This is a genomic window from Hyphomicrobiales bacterium, from assembly GCA_017642935.1.
GTDB lineage: Bacteria > Pseudomonadota > Alphaproteobacteria > Rhizobiales > MH13 > MH13.
This window is the reverse complement of the sequence record JAEPOK010000002.1, coordinates 1176996-1194952: the sequence shown is the minus strand read 5'-3', so window position 1 is coordinate 1194952 and position 17957 is coordinate 1176996. Positions and strand designations below refer to the sequence as shown.

Sequence of the window (17957 nt, the reverse complement as noted above, 5' to 3'; positions counted from 1 at the left end):
CAGCAGGTCAGTGCCACCATTGACGGCGGTCAACCCCAGTCTCGGTCATGGTTGGCATTAAGGGTGGCCGAAAACAAGGAGGGGTCGAGTGACCGCCAAACACCCCAATGTCGCTCTGATCGAGAAGTTGGACTCCAGAGACCTAGCCGCCACTGAAGAGCTCTTCTCGCCCGAGGTCACCTTCAACTACGTCAACCCCAACCTGCCCGAATTTGAGGGTAAGTATGTCGGGCTTGATGGTATCCGTTCGTTTTTCCAGAGCCTTGGCAGCAAGTCTGGCGGCACGTTCAAGATCGAACCAATCTCCGCGACCGCCCATGGCGATGAGCTGGTGGTTACCCACACCAAGAACACCATGACCATGGATGGCGACACATTTGCCATCCACGCGGTGGTCGTGTGGCGGATTGTGGAAGGGCGTATTGTCGAGGTCTGGGATTTTCCTTCCGCTTACACTCTAGCCGATGCACCGCAGGCCACTGGAGATCGGTGAGCGCCGAAACAGGAGCGTTGAACTATGCCGAGCCCCAAAACGATCGACGCCTACATTGATGCCTGTCCTGCGGCTGTTGTTCCGCTGATCAGGGAGCTACGCGCTTTCATCGCCAAAACTCTGCCGGGCTCGACGGAAGGCATGAAGTATGGGGCGCCCTACTTCTTCAACGCCAAGGGTGCGGCCGTGATCTACCTTTATGGCGCGCGCGATCATGTCAATTTCGGGTTTCTCAAAAGCGCTGAACTGTCCGACCCGGACGACATCCTCAAAGGATCCGGCGACCCGAGTAAGCATGTAAAAATCTATCCAGATCAACCTATCGACTGGGACATGCTGCGGGCCTTCACCAAGCAGTGCGAAACGATAACGCCTTAGCGGAAAATCGCGCACGCCCTGCCGATCATCGTCAGGACGGCCCGCCGAAAATCATTGCATACGCTTCTTGCCTAAACCGGCGTATACTGGTCGTGGGCTGGCAACCAAGGAAACGTGCAATGACCATCACGCTCGACATCCAACAACCCCAGCCCTTCGATCTAGTTGGGTCCAAAATCCTGATTGCGGGCAATGCCACCGCCTTTGAAGGCACGCTCAGCATTCGCGTCTCCGACGGTCACGACGAGTACAGCTCGTTCACCACCGTTGGTGCTCTCGGGCTCAAGCAGTTCCAAGGCGAGATCGACATACCGGACACGAACAGCTTCAAACTCAACCGCCTTTTTCTGACGCTGGCCGACGATACCGGCAATGAAAACGGTCCCTCGGTCGTGATCCCCATCCTGTTTGGACCGAAAATCCTGCCGGGCTATGGCGGCTGGCGTCCTTACACGGTGCAACCAGGCGATACGCTGACGAGCATCTCCCAGGATCAGTACGGCAATGGCAACTTCCAACCGATCTTCCAGGCCAATCAGAACATGCTCAGCGATCCCAATGTGATCTTCGCCGGGCAGGTGCTGCGCATCCCGCGCAACGACATCTGACAGGCATCGACAACGAGAAAGCCCGCAGATCGGTCCGATCCGCGGGCTTTTTGTCAGGTAAATTCAGAGTGCCTAGTTCAATAGATCCGGCAGGATCGTGACGATGCCTGGGAAGAGCCATAACAGCCCCAGCGCCAGCACCTGGATGCCCACAAACGGCAGCACGCCACGATAGATGTTGCCCGTCGTCACCGAGGGCGGCGCTACACCACGCAGATAGAACAGCGCAAATCCGAACGGCGGTGTCAGGAACGAGGTCTGCAAGTTCACCGCAATCATGATCGTCACCCAGGCAGGATCAAGCGTGCCGCCATAGATCACCGGTCCGACGATCGGAATCACGATGTATATGATCTCCAGGAAGTCGAGCACGAACCCCAGGATGAACAGAATGAGCATCACGATGAGGAACACCACAAGCTCATTGTCAAAGGCACGCAGGAATTGCTGGATGTAGTGCTCGCCACCGAAGGAGATCAGCACCAGGTTGAGCAACTGACTGCCGATCAGGATGGTGAACACCATCGAGGTGACTTTGGCCGTCTCGCGCACCACTGGCGAAAGCACATTGCCGCGGAACAGCACCCAACAGCTGTAAAGCAGTCCAAGGAACGCAAAGTGGTAGGCGCCTTGCGCGATCACATAGGCAACCCAATCTTCAAAGGCGACGGACTCACGGGTGATGCGCAGATCAAAATTGACGCCAAGCAGGATCATGATCACCAGCGCAAGACTGGAATAGATAACGATTTTCGACTTGCCGTCTTCTTCCTTCAGCTTTCGGAAAGCCGCGAGCATGATCGCGCCGGCCGCACCGAGCGCCGCAGCAGGCGTTGGGTTGGTGATGCCGCCAAGGATCGAGCCAAGCACGGCGACGATCAGGACCAGCGGCGGGAACACAACGCGCAAAAGCTCGTTCTGCGCCAACCGGCCCATCGCCTCGCGAACCCCGTAAAGGGCAAGCAGCATCGGCAGCGCCAGGATCATGAATTTCGCACCGGGCCCGGTGAGCGGTCCGATAAAGAGTGCATCGAAGACAAAGGCAAGAACCACCCCTGCCCCGCCAATGAGAAGCGGCGTCGCACTGGCACTGGCTGACACGCCGCGTGCGATCAACAGGATGAGCGCAAGCAGCACGAAGATGGTGGTGACGCCCGAGCCAATCGGCGCGGTGTCGGCCAGCGCTTGCGCCCGCGCTTCGACCATTTCCTCTTCAGTGCGTTCATGGGCTTCTTCACCGCCGCCCGAGGCCTGGATGGCGGCACGTTCGGCAACAGCCTGATCCCAAGCATCCTGGCCGTGCAGTTCGATCATCGAGGCTTGGCACTGCTCGGAGACGTTGGTGCGCAGGCTCGCTACTTCGCCACCGTCAGAGAAGTTCGACACCGTGAACGACTGGCTGCCAATGATGCCGCCGCTAACAGCGAGCACGACGGCGAAGATCAGACCGATCGGTGCGGCGACGAACCAGGTGAGGCCGCGATTGCGCCCTATTGGCTCTGAGCCGCTGCCTGCGCCGAGATCGACCGCAGGCGCCTTGTCGGGATTCACCAGCGCAAAGCCAAAGGCATAGGCACCATAAAGCATGGCGATAAAGATGCCCGGCAGCAGCGCCGCCTGGAACAGCGTGCCGACTGACAGAACCGCCGGCTCGCCGAGGAACGTCAACGCGTCAGTACAACCAGCCAGTTGCGCACGGGTTTCTTGGCCCGCTGCATAAAGGTCGCCCACCAGCGTGCCGAGCAGAACGATCACGATCGACGGAGGAATGATCTGCCCGAGCGTGCCGGAGGCGGCGATAACGCCGGTGGCAAGCTCAGGGGAGTAATTGTTGCGCAGCATGGTCGGTAGGGCGAGCAGGCCCATGGTGACCACAGTGGCGCCGACGATGCCGGTGGAAGCGGCCAGGAACGCGCCAACCATCACGATGGAAACGGCAAGACCGCCAGGCAACGGGCCAAACACGCGGGCCATCGTGGTCAGCAGATCTTCTGCGATCCGCGAGCGCTCCAGCGTGATGCCCATCATGACGAACATCGCCACGGCAAGCAGGGTTTCAATCGACTGACCGGCGATGACGCGCTCGTTCATCCGATTGACGATAAAGGAGATGTTGCGCTCCATCGCCAACTGCCAGCCGCCCGGGAACACCGGTTCTTCGTATCTGGGTAAGTCCGGGTATCGGAAGGTGGATATTGATTCTCGCACCACCCCCTCTGCCAAGAGGGCGCGATATTCGTCCGTGGTGGTATCGATGGCCTGATGAATCAGCAGGCCTGCAGAATCCAACCCTGCAATGATCGCAAAGGAAATCACGCCGGCCCCGGCGATGGAAAACGCCACTGGGAAGCCGGTCAGGATCGACGCGAACAATGTAAGGAAGACGATGATTAGGCCGACTTCGACCCCGTCCAATCCGAAAAGCATGGTGTTGCCTTACCCCCTGGCCGCTTGCGAGCGACCGAAAAAACTAAGTCGCTCGCTTAAGTCGAGCCAGAATGGGCTTCGTGCGCGAACTCTTCGGCCTCGTCACCCATCACATCTTTGTCGAGATATTTGCCAGCGCTTTCCTCACCCTCGACATATTCAAGGTAGGAGCGCCAAAAGAACGCCATCCCGTGGATCAGCACCATCACGCAGAACGCAACCAGCAGCACCTTGAACAGGAAGTAGGCGTTGAACCCGTTGGGGCTGAAGCCGATGGTTTCCACGTTCCAGCGCAGCACCCGCGCCTGCATCAACATGCGGTCAAGCGGGGTTGTGGCGGAGGGGTTGGGCACAACAAGGTGCCGCCACATGAAGAACCAGGCGTAGAGATAGGTGATCAGCGTGGCTGGGATCATGAACAGCAGGCAGCCCGCCATATCGATGATCTTCTTGGTGCGGTGGGACACCGCCGAATAAATAAGGTCAACGCGGACATGGCCGCCCTGCACGAACGTGTAGGTGCAGCACAGGCACACGATCATCGCGTTGTAGAGTTTCAGCTCCTCCGACCACCAGGATAGATCCTGGCTGAAGGCCGTACCGAGCGGGCCGAGTTGAATTTCGGCGACGCGAAAAATGCGCTGCAGGAAGACGATCATCACCTGCTGCAGCACCATCAGAAGGCCGACCCAGGCGGCCGCGCGGCCAACCGTGTTGGCAAACCATTCCAGGCCGCGAACCCAGCCCCAAAGGAATTCACGCTTCCAGAAAATGCCCAGCGCGGTGATCACCAGGAACAGGGTCAGCATGACAAAGAAAAATTCGATCGATCCACCGTAATAGATGAACCGCACCAGCGCTTCCGGGTCGCCCCAGTTCAGCCAGGCCTGCGGATTGATGATCGCAAGAAACAGGTGATACGGCGCCAACGCTATGTTGGTCAGAACCCAGACGATGAAATCGATCATACCAGTGCACCCCGTGCGCGATCCTCGAAAGGACGTCCTCGCGCGTCACCCCGCATAGAGCGGGGCGGTGAAAGAAATCCCGCCCGGCAAATGCCGGGCGGGACTCCTGGATTTACATGTTGGCGTTGACGCGGTTGCGCTGACGCATGTACTCGCCGTCGGCCTGCTCGTACCAACCAGCGGACTCGTCCATTGAGGCGAAGTAGCTGTTGGCAATGTCGGCATAGATCGGATCGGACATGTTTTCAGCGCGGATTTCCGCAGCAGCCGAACCGAAGGCATCCCAGACATCTTCAGGGAACTGGCGAACCTGAACGCCACCAGCCTGCAGACGGGCCAGAGCCGCGCCGTTTTCAGCCAATGAGAGCGACAGGTTGTGCGCGTGCACGGCCTGGGCTGCCACTTCAACAATGCGCTGGTGCGCCGGCGAAAGGCTGTCGAACACTTCAAGGTTCATCGACAGCGTCAGAGCCGAACCTGGCTCATGGAAGCCCGCAGCGTAGTAGATGTTGGTGATTTCCTGGAAGCCAAGACGCTCATCGGCGAACGGACCGATCCACTCGGCACCATCGATCTGACGCGACGCCAGAGCCTGGTAGATTTCGCCGCCAGGAATGTTCTGCACCGAGGCGCCAAGGCGACCGAGAACCTGACCACCCTGGCCAGGCATACGGAAGCGCAGGCCCTGAAGGTCGTCAGCGGAGTTGATTTCGCTGTTGAACCAACCGCCCGGCTGCATAGCGGTGTTGCCGCAAATGAAGGACTTCAGGTTGAACAGGCCAGCCAGCTCATGGTGATGCTCCATACCACCGCGATGGTAGTACCAGTTTGCCAGTTCCTGACCGGTCATGCCGAACGGCACGGCGGTGAAGAAGGCGAAAGCTGGGTGCTGGTTGAGGAAGTAGTAGTCAGCCGAGTGATACATGTCGGCCTGGCCGGATGACACGGCGTCAAACACCTCGAAGGCGCCCACAAGGCTGCCAGCGGGCATTTTGTTGATGGTCAGCTGACCATCTGTCATTTCGGTGATGTACTGCGCAGCAAGCGAGGCAGCATCATCGAAGATGGCGAAACCATCGGGCACCGAGGTGACCATGGTCAAGGTACGGTTGCCCTGCGCGATGGCAGGTGCGGCCAGTGTTGTCGACGCGGCAGCGCCTGCACCAACAAGACCAGCTTTTTTGATAAATGAACGACGATCCATATAGAGTTCCTCCCGAACTTCTTTCAGCGGATAGCTTTTTGCAGCCAAACACAAACAGCTATGCGTTCTACGCATAACCCCCATGCAGCTGCGTGCACTTAAACCGCAAACCCCATCGGAGCACAAGGGTCAATGACTATGCACCAAAGGGCGAAAGACCTTTAACCAAATTGCATGGTATATCAGACCTTTATGCCCAATGATGAGGCATATTTGGTCATTGCCTGATTCCCCAGCACCTCGGACATACGTATGCAGACATCCCGCCCCCTGGTCCTCGTTTCTTCAGATGAACGCGAGCTTCACGGCTTCACCTGGCATGCCGCCATCGACACCTATTTGAAGGCGCTCGCCGGTCCTGCCGGTGTGACGCCGATCATCGTGCCCTCGCTTGGCGATGCTATGATCAACGACGAATTGATGAGAGCGGCGAGCGGCGTTTTGGTGACCGGTTCGCGCACCAATGTGCACCCTGACCTCTATGATGAAGACCCCAGCGAAGCCCATGAGCCCTACGACCCGGCGCGCGATTCCACCTCACTGCCTTTAATCCGCGCTGCGCTGAATCAGGGCCTGCCACTGCTCGCCATCTGCCGCGGTCATCAGGAGCTGAACGTTGCCATGGGCGGCACGCTGGAAACCGAAATTCAGGAGGAAGAAGGCCGAGACGACCACCGCGGCGGACCGAGCGACGCGCCCCAGCATGAGCGCTTCGCACACAACCACAGCATCGCCATCACGCCGGACGGCGTGCTCAACGGTCTTCTTGGAACGCGCGCGTTGACCGTCAACTCCGTTCATCGGCAAGCGATCGGAAGATTGGGCGACGGACTCACCGTGGAAGCCAAGGCCGACGATGGCACGATTGAAGCGATAAGCGTGCGCGACGCGCAAAGCTTCGCGCTGGGCGTTCAGTGGCATCCGGAATATTGGGCGAGCCAGTCAGACGATGCCGACGCGCCATCAACGAAAATCTTCAGGGCATTTGGCGATGCCGCCCGCGCCTACCATGCTGACAAGTTCGGCTAGCGGCTAAGGGAGGCGAGCAACAAGAGCGCACCGAAAGCAACCACGATAAGGCCGCCAAGAAGGCTGAGAACCAGCGGCGCGTAACGCATCACCGGCGAGGTCTCACCGCTGCGCTGGAACAATCCAGACAACCCGCTGGCAAACACCGCCAATGTGCCGACGGTGAGCGCGGTTCCCACCCCCATCGCATAGGCAGACAGCGTGCCGGCCCAGAGCAGCCCTTGCGACATGGCAAGCACCAAGACCAGGAGCGCGCCGGTGCACGGCCGCGCGCCGGCACCTAGGATCAACATCAGCGATTGGCCGAGCCCAGCCGTCCGCGACACCGCACCGGCATCAGGCATGTGGACATGATCGCAGCCGCAATGGGCATCGTGCACATGGTGGGGATCAGGGTGCGCATCAGAATGGGAATGATGGTGACCGGCAGCCGCCAGAACCGCGGGCTGAGCCGGTTGCGGCAGCAAGCCTTTCACCGTGCGCCAAACCAGATAGAGCCCAAGCACCACGATCAACCCATAGGAAAATCGCTCCAGCGTAATCGTTGCATCGGTTAAAAAGGTGCGTGACAGCCCGAACGCACCGGCGAGCACCGCCACCAAGACAACTGCGACGGTGGCTTGCACAAGAGCGGCGCCAATGGCCAGCATCGCGCCACGGCGCGCGGTATCTCCGTTTGCCAACATGTAGGAGCTGATCACCACCTTGCCGTGGCCCGGCCCGGCCGCGTGCGCAACGCCATAGGCAAAGGACAGGCCAAGCAGCGTCCAGAGCGCAGCAGAGGATTCTGAAACCTGACGCAGCGCGCTGGTCAGCCCGTCATAGAAAGCACCTTGAGTTTGCGCCGTCCACGCAATCAAACGATCGAAACCAAACCCTGGCACCGGCTCGGTCGGGACCACTGGACCAAACGGATTGGCCGAGACGCCACTGACCGCCGTCGCGGCAAAAATCGCAACGGCGAGCACGATCAGCAAAACCAGCATGAAGCGGCGGCTCATGTGCAGACGATCCGCGCGCGATTGGCCAGCTGCGTCGTCACCGACAGCAGTTCTTCCGGCACCGCTTCTTCGGCCGGGATCATCGACAGAATACTAGCATAGCTATCATCCAGCGGTGGCGGCTCATCGACGGTCAGGCCGCAGCCCGCCGGCGCATTGGCCATTTGAATGGGGTCGGTCTCAACCAGCGAGAAGGCAACGAAATACTCCGGATCGAAGATGTCGAGGATCACCAAATCATGCGCCTGCGCTTCCACCGGCTGATCGAGCGGAAGGGTGAAGTGAAGCGTCGTGTGGACGCCATCATGCTCCAGATAATAGTCGACCGGCGTGCCAAATGTTTCAGAGTAAAGATCGCCCAGCCGATCGGTCGTAGCCGCACCAGCCATGCTGGTGAAGAAATGGAAATCGGCCAATGACGTGACATTGGTTTCGGCAAGCTCGGCGGTTTCTTCGCGCGAGTAGACGCCGTCTCCATTCAGATCGAGCCCGAGCATCAAATAGGAGGAAAACGCCTCATCGAACCGCCACGCATGGCGAATGGCAACAATCGACCCGGCCTCGTCGAACATCACCTCGGCAGCCGCATCCACCCAGACATGCGGATGCGCGGACGCACGCAACGTCCCCATCAGCGCCAGCAGACAGGAGAGCAAAACCAGCCGAACCATAAGCTCGCCCTTAAGAAGCGAGCTAGGCAGGAGTGTGGCAAGCCGAGAACGCTGGGGCATGGCCGTGATCAACAATCGCCACCACGGCTGGCAAAGCGCTCGGCGATAAAGTCGATGAACGCCCGCTGCTTTTGCGTCATGTGGCGACGCTCGGCGTAGACGACATAGACCCCAACACCCTTTAGCTCGAACTCTTCGAGCACTGGCACGAGCCGCCCGGCGTCTACATCCTCTTGCACCGTCAGATAAGGAACCTGACAGAACCCAAGCCCCGACAACGCCGCCATCCGAATGGCATGCGGCGCATTGATGCTCATCACCGGATGGATACGAACCGAGCGTCGCCCCTCCGGCGTGTCGAAGGTGTAAGCCCGCTTCACCCGGTGATTGCTGTCGGCGATGGTCGGCAGATGGCTCATGTCTTCCGGCGCCTTGGGGGCGCCATGCTCAGCGATCAGCTCCGGCGTTGCGCAGATCACCACACGGTAGGGCGCCAGTTTCTTGGCGATCAGGCTGGAGTCCGCCAGCTCGGATATGCGGATCGCCACATCGAAGCGCTCGGCGACCATGTCGATGAACCGATCCTCGAACACCACGTCCAACTGCACCTGCGGATAGGCAGCAGCGAAAGCCATGATGGCATGCCCAATCAGTCCGTCGGAATGGGTGCGCGGCGCTGAAACGCGCAGCGGCCCGCGCGGTGTATCGCCTTGCTCGCGCATACGCTCTTGCAGGCCGTCGATCCCAGCGAGCAGATCGAGCGCTTCTTCAAAATAGGTTTGACCGGCCTCCGTCGCGGCGACGGAGCGCGTTGTTCGAGTGAGCAGACGAACGCCGAGAAAGTCTTCAAGCTCGCGCACGTCTTTCGACAGGATCGCCTTGGAGCGTCCGGTCGCCCGCGCGGCCGCCGAATAGCCGCCCTCGCGCACCACATCCACGAACGAGCGCATGCGGGTTAAGGTGTCCATGGGGGCGTCTCCGCGAGAATCATAGGCTCGATTTAAGGCATGACAGTCCGTTTTTCCATGTGAGTCGCCTAGGCCATCCACGGTGGCCTAGCAGGCAGCGCACATTGCCAGGCGACATTGCGGCGAAAGTGCTGACCAAGCTTATCCCTTTTCAACCAGGGCCTGAAACCAACGCTTAATCTTCACCCAGTAGTTGTATTAGGGTTTTTACCTAGTCAAACTTGGTGCGCGCATTGCCTTTGCCCTTCCAACTGCAAAAGAACTTTATCTTCGCAGCTATTGGTGCGGCGGTTGTTGCGTCGGGTTATTTTGCAATTTCGACCAATCAGATTTTACGCATCGAACGTGTCGAACAACAGCATTTGATCGACCTCACCAACGCGTTCACCCAAGCCTACGCTGAAGAGCGGTCCGCCGACACGGTCGTGCCTGCGACGTTCCGCCGAATTGGGATGGATCATTTCACGGCTGGCGCAGGACAATCTACCGGCACTGGCGAGTCCACCACCTCCATGCGGATGCCAGGCATCCCTGGGTTTGAGCTCGAGACCGTCGAAGACAATGAGCGGATACGCGCCTACATCACCAGTCTGAGCCAAGCTGATGCATCGACGCGCATCGAAGAGGTTCGCGTTGAAGACCAGAGACTTGTTGCAAGAACAATTGTCCCTTCCATTGCCTCGAACCAATCCTGTGCGACCTGTCACAACACGGCCTTGGGCGAAGAAGTCTTTGCGCCGGGCGATGTGATGGGCGCCTTTGTCGTTGAGACGGACCTCACCGGCGCGATTGCGGTCAATGCGTTTTTTACCGTGGGCGCTTTCTGCCTTGTCTTTTGTGGCGGGCTCGCCTTGGCGCGTCGTGAACGCACTCGCCTGAATCATGTCGTCGAGGCGCTCACCCAAAAGGTCGAAGCGGAGAGCTATGCCAATTTTCTTGCCTCGCATGACGCCTTGACCGGGCTGGCAAACCGCAAGCTTTTCCGCGACCGTTTGGACAAGGAGGTGGACAGCTTCCTCGCTGGCACAGTCAGCAATGTGCTGGCACTGATTGTCGACGTGGATGATTTCAAGCTCATCAATGACACGCTTGGACATGACGCGGGCGATGCCGTGCTTAAGCAAGTCGCGGCACGGCTAAGCGATCAGGTTCAACACCACAAGGGCATGGCCGCACGGCTTGGCGGCGATGAGTTCGCCGCTTTTATTCCACTCACAATGGAAAGTGTGGACGCAAAGCATCTCGGCAATCAATTGATCGCCGCGCTCACAGAACCTTTGCAGCACAATGGCGTGAGTATTGAGCCGAAGGTCTCCATTGGGTTGGCTGGCCTGCTGGATCTCGACGAGGTCGGTCCGTCTCAGCTCTTGAAGGCCGCTGATGTTGCGCTGTACGCCGCTAAGGAATGCGGCAAACAGCGCTGTCACATTTTTGACGACACGCTGCGCAGCAAGATCGGCCGTCGGCTAACGCTGGCGGCGGCTATGCCTGCCGCCATTCGCTTCGGTGAGGTAAAAGCCATCCTCCAACCGCAAGTCGATGTCCACACCAATGCGGTGGTCGGATTCGAGGCACTTGCGCGATGGACGTTTCAGGGCCGCGCCGTCTCGCCGGTTGAGTTCATCCCCATCGCTGAAGAGCATGGCCTCATCAGTGAACTGGACATGGCGATCCTGGAGCAGGCAACCCATCTCGTCCAGCAATTGACAACTCGATCCGGTCGTCCATTCCGGCTTTCGGTCAATGTCAGCACCTATGACCTGCGCAGCGACCGCATTGTCGATCGGTTGTCGGACGCGATTCTGGCGTCAGGGTTCGATCCGAAACTCTTGACCGTTGAGATCACTGAAACGGCTTTGCTATCGGACTGGACTGCCGTCAGCCAACGTCTTGAGCAGCTGCGTGCAATGGGCATCAAGATCGCACTGGACGATTTCGGTACCGGCTATTCCTCCCTGTCCTACCTGACGCAATTCTCCTTCGACATCATCAAGGTCGATCGAACCTTCTTGCGCAATCTGGATGAGGACAGCGAACGCTCGGTGCTGCTTGCCCATATCATCAAGCTGGCGCGATCCTTGGACAAAACTGTCGTCGCCGAAGGGGTTGAGCGCCTGGAGCAGGCCGCCCATGTGGCCATGCTTGGCGCCCAGGTGGCCCAGGGCATGCTCTACGGTTTGGACATTGAAGAGGCACAGGAACTGCTTGACGAACCGGCAGAACCGCATCGTCTGAGCGCATGAATGATCGCCTGGCCGGTAAAAAACCACTGACTGACGAACGCGGCTTACCCGCCTTCGCCGGCCTTGTCGTAGACCTTGTCTTTCATCCGGGCGATGTAGGGCGTGAGGATCGGAACGAAAAGGATCAGGATCGCGATCGCCAGGATCGAAGCCGTCAGAGGCCGCTCCCACAGGAACGCCCAGCTATCATCGGAGATAATGAGCGCTCGGCGCAAGTTCTCTTCCATCATCCCGCCCAGAATGAAGCCGAGCAGCATCGGCGCCATCGGAAAATCAAGCAGGCGCAACACCAAGGCGACGATGGCGAACAACACCATCAAATGAATGTCGAAGGTATTAAAGGAAACGAAATAGACGCCGATCAGCGAGAAGAAGAGGATGTAGGGCACCAGCACCGCGCTCGGCAGCGCCAGCACGCGGGCAATGTAAGGGATCAGCGGTAGGTTTAGCACCAGGAGCACGATGTTGCCGATGTACATGGAAATGATCACCGACCAGAAGACTTCCGGATTGTCGATGAAGAGGCGCGGCCCCGGCTGAATGCCGTAGGAGAGCAGCGCCCCAAGCATGATCGCCGTGGTGCCCGAACCCGGAATGCCCAGCGTCAGAAGCGGCACGAACGAGCCTGAGCAAGCCGCGTTGTTGGCCGTTTCTGGCGCAGCAAGCCCGCGTACCGAACCTTTGCCGAATTCCTTGCCCTTTTTCGGACCGGCCAAACGCTGCTCGACGCCATAGGCGAGGAACGAGGCGATGGTCGCACCGGCCCCCGGCAACACCCCAATGAAGAAACCAAGCACCGACGACCGCCCGACAACGGGAGCGATCTCTTTCACCTCGCTTTTCGAAAGCCGCATCGAGCCAAGGTTTTTCTGTGCCTCCAACTCCTTGGCCTGATCGGCCGCCGATTTTGGACGCAGCACGGCCATCAGAGCCTCTGACAGCGCGAAGGTCGCCATCGCCAAGAGGAGGAAGGAGATGCCGTCGATGAGATCGAGCATGCCAAGGGTGAATCGCGGCACGCCCTGCGCCTGGTCGGTGCCGACGGTCGAGAGCATCAGCCCGAGAATGGTCATGAGCAGGGCTTTGACCAGATTGCCCTTACCGGCAAAGGCGGCCACAGCGGTCAGCCCGAGCACCATCAGTGCGAAGTAGTCGGTCGACTGGAAGGATAGTGATACCTGCGCCAGCGCCGGGGCGGCGATCAGCAAAAAGATAGCAGCGATCGTGCCGCCGGAAAACGACGAGTAGGCTGCAATCGCCAGCGCCTTGCCGGCGTGCCCGGCTTTGGCCAGCGGATAACCATCGAAGGAGGACGCCACCGTGCCGGCAACGCCCGGCGCATTGATCAGGATCGAGGAGGTCGAGCCGCCAAAAATCGCGCCATAATAGACACCCGCCATCAGGATGAGGCCGGTGGAAGGATCAAAGCCATAGGTGATCGGGATCATCAGCGCGATGGCTGAAATTGGACCAAGGCCCGGCAGCATGCCGATAAAGGTGCCGGCAAAGCAGCCGACCATCACCATCAAAAGGTTGATCGGCTGGGCAGCGACGCCGACGCCGGAGAGAATCCCTTCAAGCATCGCCCATCACCTCAAAAACTCTGGCAGCGGTTCAACGAAAACATCGAGCCCCTGCGTCATCAACAGCCAGAACCCGATGACGACGGGGATCGACGCGCCGATCAGCACCAACCAGCGCCGCTCGCCCATGACCCAGAAGCCGCCCATCAAGAAAATGCTGGTGGAAAGAATGAACCCGAGCAGCCGCACCGTGAGCCCGTAAAAGATCATCAGGCCGCACAGCACCGCCACGCGCTTGAATGTCATGCCGCTGGTATCGACGGGCCGATCATCGCCAGGCTTCACCAGCAAAAAGAGCCCCAACACAATGCCGGCAAAGGTGAGGAACTGCGGCGCGGTGCGCGCGTGAAAAGCCTGGTTCAACTGAAAGGGAAGCAGCGTGATGCTCGTGCTCAAATAGCCATAGGCCACGAAGAACACCAGCAGCAGCAATGCGCCTATGCGGTCACGCGACATGAAATCCCCCGCCCTCGCCTTGATGTCACCCGTCGATGTCACCCGACATGGAAAACTGGCGCCGACTGGGTAGCCGGCGCCAGAAAATGCTTGATCAATCGATCAAAGGAACCCGAGCTCGCGCATCAGATCCCCAATGATCTGCTCCTGCTCTTCCAAGAAGCCGGTGAACTCGTCGCCCGGATTGAAGATTTCAACCCAGCCGTTGCGATCGCGCACTTCGGCCCAGGCGTCGGTCTCGTACATCGCCGCCAGCTTGTTCTGATAAGCCTGCGACAGTTCGGCCGGCAGGTCGGGGGCACCAAAGAACCCACGCCAGTTGACGAACTCAGCGCCCGGTGCGCCGGCGCTGTCGCAGGTTGGCGCGTCCGGAGCAGCCGCCACCGGCTCAAGCGAGGTCACGCAGAGAATGCGCACCTGATCTTGGCGCGCCATCTCAACGGCTTCCGAGAAACCGGTTGAAAGCGCCTGCGCTTCGCCTGACAGAAGACCCGCCATGGCGTCGCCACCAGCATCATAAGGGATGTACTTGACTTCGGTCGGGTCACCACCGGCAGCGCGCATCACCAGCGCCGCCACCAGATGGTCCATGCCGCCGGCAACCGAACCGCCGGCAATGCCCACCGAGCGTGGATCGGCGTTGTAGTCGGCCAGGAGCTCTTCGAACGACTGATATTCAGAGTCATTGTGCACAACGATCGCCGCATAGTCGCCGATCGTGCCGGCGACCGGCGTCAGGTCGCGGAACGATTGCGGGAACACGCCCTGCAGCGAGCGGATCACGATCGGTGTGGAGTTCACCATAAGCGTGCCCTGCTGCTGTTCAGCGGTTTCGATCAGGTGGGCAATCGCCACACCGCCGCCGCCGCCGGACATGTTTTCATAGGATGCGGACTCCAAAAGGCCGGCTTCGGTCAGTGCTTCGCCGGTGCCGCGTGCCGTGCCGTCCCAGCCGCCGCCTGCGCCGCCTGGAATGAGAAAGTGCAGTTCGCTCACCACATGGTGGTCGGCCTGCGCAGCAGTGAACGCGCCTCCGGCAAGCATGGCAGCAGCAGCCGTGCCCAAAAGGGCCCGTTTGAGTGTCTTGGTCATGTTGGTCTCCCTAACCATCTATCAGCGCGGCGTTTCCCGCGTCTTGCTTAAGCCCTGTCGCAGGGCTTGCTCGGCAATAGGGCATAGGTCCGGGGTGTTTGTCACGCCCCTATCAACGGGTCTTCGCTGATTTTGCAACTGGTTGCAAAAACATCGAACAACATCTTTTCCGCGCAAGAAACCATCGAAACTGGGCAAGCAAAACGAAAAAAGTTTGCCAGTTAATACTTATGCAACGCGGATTATGTAGATTTACTTACCTAACGGAAAGAAGCGGCATCCGCTCTTTTAAACGTGGAAAGAAATCAAAAATGGATTTGATTGGACTGACCTATGTTAGCATTCGCCGGCATAAGCCCGAAACAGATCCACTGGAAGAACTGCGCAGAATTCACCAGCAATCGGTGCGCAACAATCCAGATCTTGGCGTCACTGGCGTGCTGCTTTGCACCAAGAACCACTACATTCAGTTCATTGAGGGCAAAGAGCAGACAACGCTCGATCTGTTCGACAAAATCCAGAAGGACAAGGCGCATTACAACGTCAAGCTGCGTCGGTCCTCGACCCTGGACGAGCGCCAATTTCCAGATTGGTCGATGAATGTGGTCTATATCCAGTCGATCAATCAGGCACTGTACGGCTATGAGGATCCGACCTCGGACCTCAATCCCTACCACCTCACCAGCGATGTCCTGTTCGGGCTCTTGTCGGCGGGCACAAAGCAGACGCTCTGCTCGCAATTGCGCGTCGCCTAACCGCTACAAACAGTTGAAAAAACAAGCGCCGCCGAGGCGCCAATGAAGGCTTGAGGACGATTCGTCGGGCCATGACGCCTCGCGTCAAGGCTGGCGGCCGACTTTGTAATCGCACAAGTTAAAAGCCCTCCGCCAGGGCAACTCATCCACAAGGCGGAAATCGTGCGAAACGTCTGGTCCAGCAGGAAAAATCGCCGGTGTGTGTCAGGCGAACTCACGCGCCTTTGGCCCGGTTTTTGGGGCTTTTTTGCAATTGCATAGAGCGCTTGCTACCCTAGGTCGTCAACGTCACTCGACGAAACCAAGCTCAAACAGATTTTACACGGTCAGCCAGACTTGCGGTTGGTCGGCAGACCTTTGAGGATTCATGCCCATTAAACCACCCATTACCGACCTTCCCATCCGCGTTGCCAAGTCCGGCTTTTATCGTGGCTTCACCAAAGACGTCACGATCACAGCCAAAATCCTTGTGGGTGGCTTGATCCTCTGGGCTATCGCCTTTCCCGACCAGGCAGCCTCTGTGCTTGGCGCGTTGAACAGCATCATTCTTGCGTCGTTCAACTATTGGTACGTCTATTCCGTCGCCTTCTTTCTGATTCTCTGTTTCGTCCTCGCGCTTTGGCCAACAGCCGGGCGCATGAAGCTCGGCGTTGAAGAGGACAAGCCGGAGTTCACCAACTTCTCTTGGTTCTCCATGATGTTCGGCGCAGGTATTGGCATCGGTATGCTGACCTTTGCGACCGCCGAGCCGATGTACCATTTCGCCGCTAACCCGGCGACCATTCAGGGCATCACCGAAGGCAGCACGGCAGGTAATGTCCGCGATGCCTATATTTGGTCGTTCACCCATTGGGGTTTGGCCGCCTGGGCCTGCTACGCGATCGTCGGCTTGGCGCTGGCGTTTTTCTCCTACCGGCGCGGCCTACCGCTGACGATCCGCTCGGCGCTCACCCCAATCTTCGGTCAGAAACTGTCCGGTCCGGTCGGACACGTGGTCGATATCGTCGCCGTTGTTGCGACCGTTTTGGGTGTATCCCAAACACTTGGTTTCGGTGTGGAGCAGTTCATCTCCGGACTGTCGCGCATCGGCTTTGGTGATTGGCTCTACAGCGTCAACGAGGCTGGTGAGCGGTCTTCATCCACCCTCGGCATCATCTTTGCACTCTTGGTCATCATGGGTGCATCCACGCTTTCGGCCCTATCGGGCGTCGGCAAAGGCATCAAGTGGCTGTCCAACATCAATATGGGCCTCAGCTTCTTTATCCTCGCCTTCTTCCTGCTGTTTGGTTCCACCTTCTTCGGCGCACAGGCGCTGATCCTCGGCATCTTCGACTATCTGGTGTCGATCCCAGGCAATTTCCTGACGGTTTGGTCGGCTGACGGCACCGAAACCGGCGATGCGCTTGCTGGGTGGCAGGGTGGCTGGACCATCTTCTACTGGGCCTGGTGGATCGCATTCGCACCATTCGTCGGCGTGTTCCTCGCCCGCATCTCCAAAGGCCGCACGATCCGTGAGTATGTGCTGGGCGCCATGATGATCCCAGCGGTCATGTGCTTCGTCTGGTTCGCTTTGGTCGGCGGTACTGCCATCGATCTGGAACTTACCGGCGTTGCCGATGGCGCCATCGCTGGCGCGGGCCAAGCCGATCAGTTGTTCGCGATGCTTTCCGTGATGCTCAGTGATGGCCTGGCCTACATCATGTCGGTCGTTGTCGTGATCTTGCTGCTGACCTATCTGGTCACCTCGGCCGACAGCGCGGTGTTGATCATCAACACGATCAACGCAGCCGGCGATGAAGGGCCCAAGGCACGTCCACACATCCTCTTCTGGGGTGCAGCGCTTGCCTTCGTGGTCGGTGGCCTGATCATTGCTGGTGGGCTGGGCGCCATCCAGACCGCAATGGTCATCGGAGCTCTACCGTTCAGCCTTGTTATGGTGCTGATGGGCCTGTCGCTGATCCGCGCCATTTACAAAGATGGCCAGCGCGAAAAGCACGGTCTGCCAACCACCTTTGTCAGCGAAGACGACGAAGGTGCAGCATCGGCCCCTGCTCCGGCAGAGTAGCCGGGCCCAGACTGGA

The 17957-nt window shown here is 59.0% G+C and carries 16 protein-coding genes; 7 read left to right on the top strand and 9 right to left on the bottom strand.

Annotated elements, in window-relative coordinates; translation table 11 throughout:
- The first annotated feature begins 88 nt into the window (after positions 1-88).
- The 3 genes from JJ917_15070 (at position 89) to JJ917_15060 (ending at position 1479) form a co-directional block, all read left to right on the top strand.
- Entirely contained in the window at positions 89-493 is a 405-nt protein-coding gene (locus tag JJ917_15070; protein MBO6700148.1) for a nuclear transport factor 2 family protein, read from the top strand.
- 24 nt (positions 494-517) lie between these two features.
- Positions 518-871: a DUF1801 domain-containing protein gene (locus JJ917_15065; GenBank protein MBO6700147.1), complete on the top strand. Its 354-nt coding sequence runs from the start codon at positions 518-520 to the stop codon at positions 869-871.
- A 125-nt stretch (positions 872-996) separates the two neighbouring features.
- Complete coding sequence (locus JJ917_15060; protein MBO6700146.1) at positions 997-1479, top strand: LysM peptidoglycan-binding domain-containing protein; 483 nt, start codon at positions 997-999, stop codon at positions 1477-1479.
- A gap of 72 nt (positions 1480-1551) precedes the next feature.
- Here the strand turns inward: JJ917_15060 and JJ917_15055 are convergent, their stop codons facing one another.
- The 3 genes from JJ917_15055 to JJ917_15045 all read right to left on the bottom strand — a co-directional run bounded on the left by JJ917_15055 (position 1552) and on the right by JJ917_15045 (position 6078).
- Positions 1552-3906, bottom strand: coding sequence for a TRAP transporter large permease subunit (locus JJ917_15055; protein ID MBO6700145.1), 2355 nt, complete (start codon positions 3904-3906; stop codon positions 1552-1554).
- Positions 3907-3962: 56 nt separating this feature from the next.
- Positions 3963-4874: a hypothetical protein gene (locus JJ917_15050; protein MBO6700144.1), complete on the bottom strand. Its 912-nt coding sequence runs from the start codon at positions 4872-4874 to the stop codon at positions 3963-3965.
- Between the two features lie 112 nt (positions 4875-4986).
- Positions 4987-6078, bottom strand: a complete 1092-nt coding sequence (locus tag JJ917_15045; protein MBO6700143.1) for an ABC transporter substrate-binding protein — start codon at positions 6076-6078, stop codon at positions 4987-4989.
- Positions 6079-6330: 252 nt separating this feature from the next.
- Between JJ917_15045 and JJ917_15040 the strand changes: the two genes are divergently transcribed.
- Positions 6331-7107: a gamma-glutamyl-gamma-aminobutyrate hydrolase family protein gene (locus tag JJ917_15040; protein ID MBO6700142.1), complete on the top strand. Its 777-nt coding sequence runs from the start codon at positions 6331-6333 to the stop codon at positions 7105-7107.
- Here the strand turns inward: JJ917_15040 and JJ917_15035 are convergent.
- From JJ917_15035 to JJ917_15025, 3 genes are read right to left on the bottom strand one after another with little or no spacing between them, the layout of a single operon-like run.
- Complete coding sequence (locus tag JJ917_15035) at positions 7104-8108, bottom strand: nickel/cobalt transporter (protein MBO6700141.1); 1005 nt, start codon at positions 8106-8108, stop codon at positions 7104-7106. The two genes, JJ917_15040 and JJ917_15035, sit on opposite strands and share 4 nt — an antisense overlap.
- The gene (locus tag JJ917_15030) at positions 8105-8839 is read right to left on the bottom strand and encodes a DUF1007 family protein (GenBank protein ID MBO6700140.1); all 735 of its coding nucleotides are present in this window, start codon (positions 8837-8839) and stop codon (positions 8105-8107) included. Before JJ917_15030 ends, JJ917_15035 begins: the two co-directional genes overlap by 4 nt.
- 8 nt (positions 8840-8847) lie before the next feature.
- On the bottom strand, positions 8848-9747 hold the full coding sequence (locus tag JJ917_15025; protein MBO6700139.1) for a LysR family transcriptional regulator: 900 nt from the start codon (positions 9745-9747) through the stop codon (positions 8848-8850).
- Positions 9748-9980: 233 nt separating this feature from the next.
- On the opposite strand from JJ917_15025, the gene JJ917_15020 reads away from it, so the two are divergent.
- On the top strand, positions 9981-11990 hold the full coding sequence (locus tag JJ917_15020; GenBank protein ID MBO6700138.1) for an EAL domain-containing protein: 2010 nt from the start codon (positions 9981-9983) through the stop codon (positions 11988-11990).
- A 44-nt stretch (positions 11991-12034) separates the two neighbouring features.
- Here the strand turns inward: JJ917_15020 and JJ917_15015 are convergent, their stop codons facing one another.
- The 3 genes from JJ917_15015 to JJ917_15005 all read right to left on the bottom strand — a co-directional run bounded on the left by JJ917_15015 (position 12035) and on the right by JJ917_15005 (position 15121).
- Positions 12035-13573 carry a tripartite tricarboxylate transporter permease gene (locus JJ917_15015; GenBank protein MBO6700137.1) on the bottom strand — a complete coding sequence of 513 codons (1539 nt, stop codon included), beginning with the start codon at positions 13571-13573 and terminating at the stop codon, positions 12035-12037.
- Between the two features lie 6 nt (positions 13574-13579).
- Positions 13580-14029 carry a tripartite tricarboxylate transporter TctB family protein gene (locus JJ917_15010; GenBank protein ID MBO6700136.1) on the bottom strand — a complete coding sequence of 150 codons (450 nt, stop codon included), beginning with the start codon at positions 14027-14029 and terminating at the stop codon, positions 13580-13582.
- 102 nt (positions 14030-14131) lie between these two features.
- The gene (locus JJ917_15005; protein ID MBO6700135.1) at positions 14132-15121 is read right to left on the bottom strand and encodes a tripartite tricarboxylate transporter substrate binding protein; all 990 of its coding nucleotides are present in this window, start codon (positions 15119-15121) and stop codon (positions 14132-14134) included.
- Between the two features lie 311 nt (positions 15122-15432).
- Between JJ917_15005 and JJ917_15000 the strand changes: the two genes are divergently transcribed.
- Together JJ917_15000 and JJ917_14995 are read left to right on the top strand one after the other, a co-directional pair.
- Complete coding sequence (locus JJ917_15000; GenBank protein MBO6700134.1) at positions 15433-15876, top strand: BLUF domain-containing protein; 444 nt, start codon at positions 15433-15435, stop codon at positions 15874-15876.
- A 367-nt stretch (positions 15877-16243) separates the two neighbouring features.
- Positions 16244-17941, top strand: coding sequence for a BCCT family transporter (locus tag JJ917_14995; protein MBO6700133.1), 1698 nt, complete (start codon positions 16244-16246; stop codon positions 17939-17941).
- Positions 17942-17957 lie beyond the last annotated feature (16 nt).

Bases quoted from the DNA above. Each gene is read 5' to 3' on its own strand.
- JJ917_15035 (MBO6700141.1), bottom strand. From the start codon at position 8,108: ATGAGCCGCCGCTTCATGCTGGTTTTGCTGATCGTGCTCGCCGTTGCG.
- JJ917_15055 (MBO6700145.1), bottom strand. From the start codon at position 3,906: ATGCTTTTCGGATTGGACGGGGTCGAAGTCGGCCTAATCATCGTCTTC.
- JJ917_15005 (MBO6700135.1), bottom strand. From the start codon at position 15,121: ATGACCAAGACACTCAAACGGGCCCTTTTGGGCACGGCTGCTGCTGCC.
- JJ917_15000 (MBO6700134.1), top strand. From the start codon at position 15,433: ATGGATTTGATTGGACTGACCTATGTTAGCATTCGCCGGCATAAGCCC.
- JJ917_15050 (MBO6700144.1), bottom strand. From the start codon at position 4,874: ATGATCGATTTCATCGTCTGGGTTCTGACCAACATAGCGTTGGCGCCG.
- JJ917_15030 (MBO6700140.1), bottom strand. From the start codon at position 8,839: ATGCCCCAGCGTTCTCGGCTTGCCACACTCCTGCCTAGCTCGCTTCTT.
- JJ917_15045 (MBO6700143.1), bottom strand. From the start codon at position 6,078: ATGGATCGTCGTTCATTTATCAAAAAAGCTGGTCTTGTTGGTGCAGGC.
- JJ917_15025 (MBO6700139.1), bottom strand. From the start codon at position 9,747: ATGGACACCTTAACCCGCATGCGCTCGTTCGTGGATGTGGTGCGCGAG.
- JJ917_15040 (MBO6700142.1), top strand. From the start codon at position 6,331: ATGCAGACATCCCGCCCCCTGGTCCTCGTTTCTTCAGATGAACGCGAG.
- JJ917_14995 (MBO6700133.1), top strand. From the start codon at position 16,244: ATGCCCATTAAACCACCCATTACCGACCTTCCCATCCGCGTTGCCAAG.
- JJ917_15065 (MBO6700147.1), top strand. From the start codon at position 518: ATGCCGAGCCCCAAAACGATCGACGCCTACATTGATGCCTGTCCTGCG.
- JJ917_15010 (MBO6700136.1), bottom strand. From the start codon at position 14,029: ATGTCGCGTGACCGCATAGGCGCATTGCTGCTGCTGGTGTTCTTCGTG.
- JJ917_15015 (MBO6700137.1), bottom strand. From the start codon at position 13,573: ATGCTTGAAGGGATTCTCTCCGGCGTCGGCGTCGCTGCCCAGCCGATC.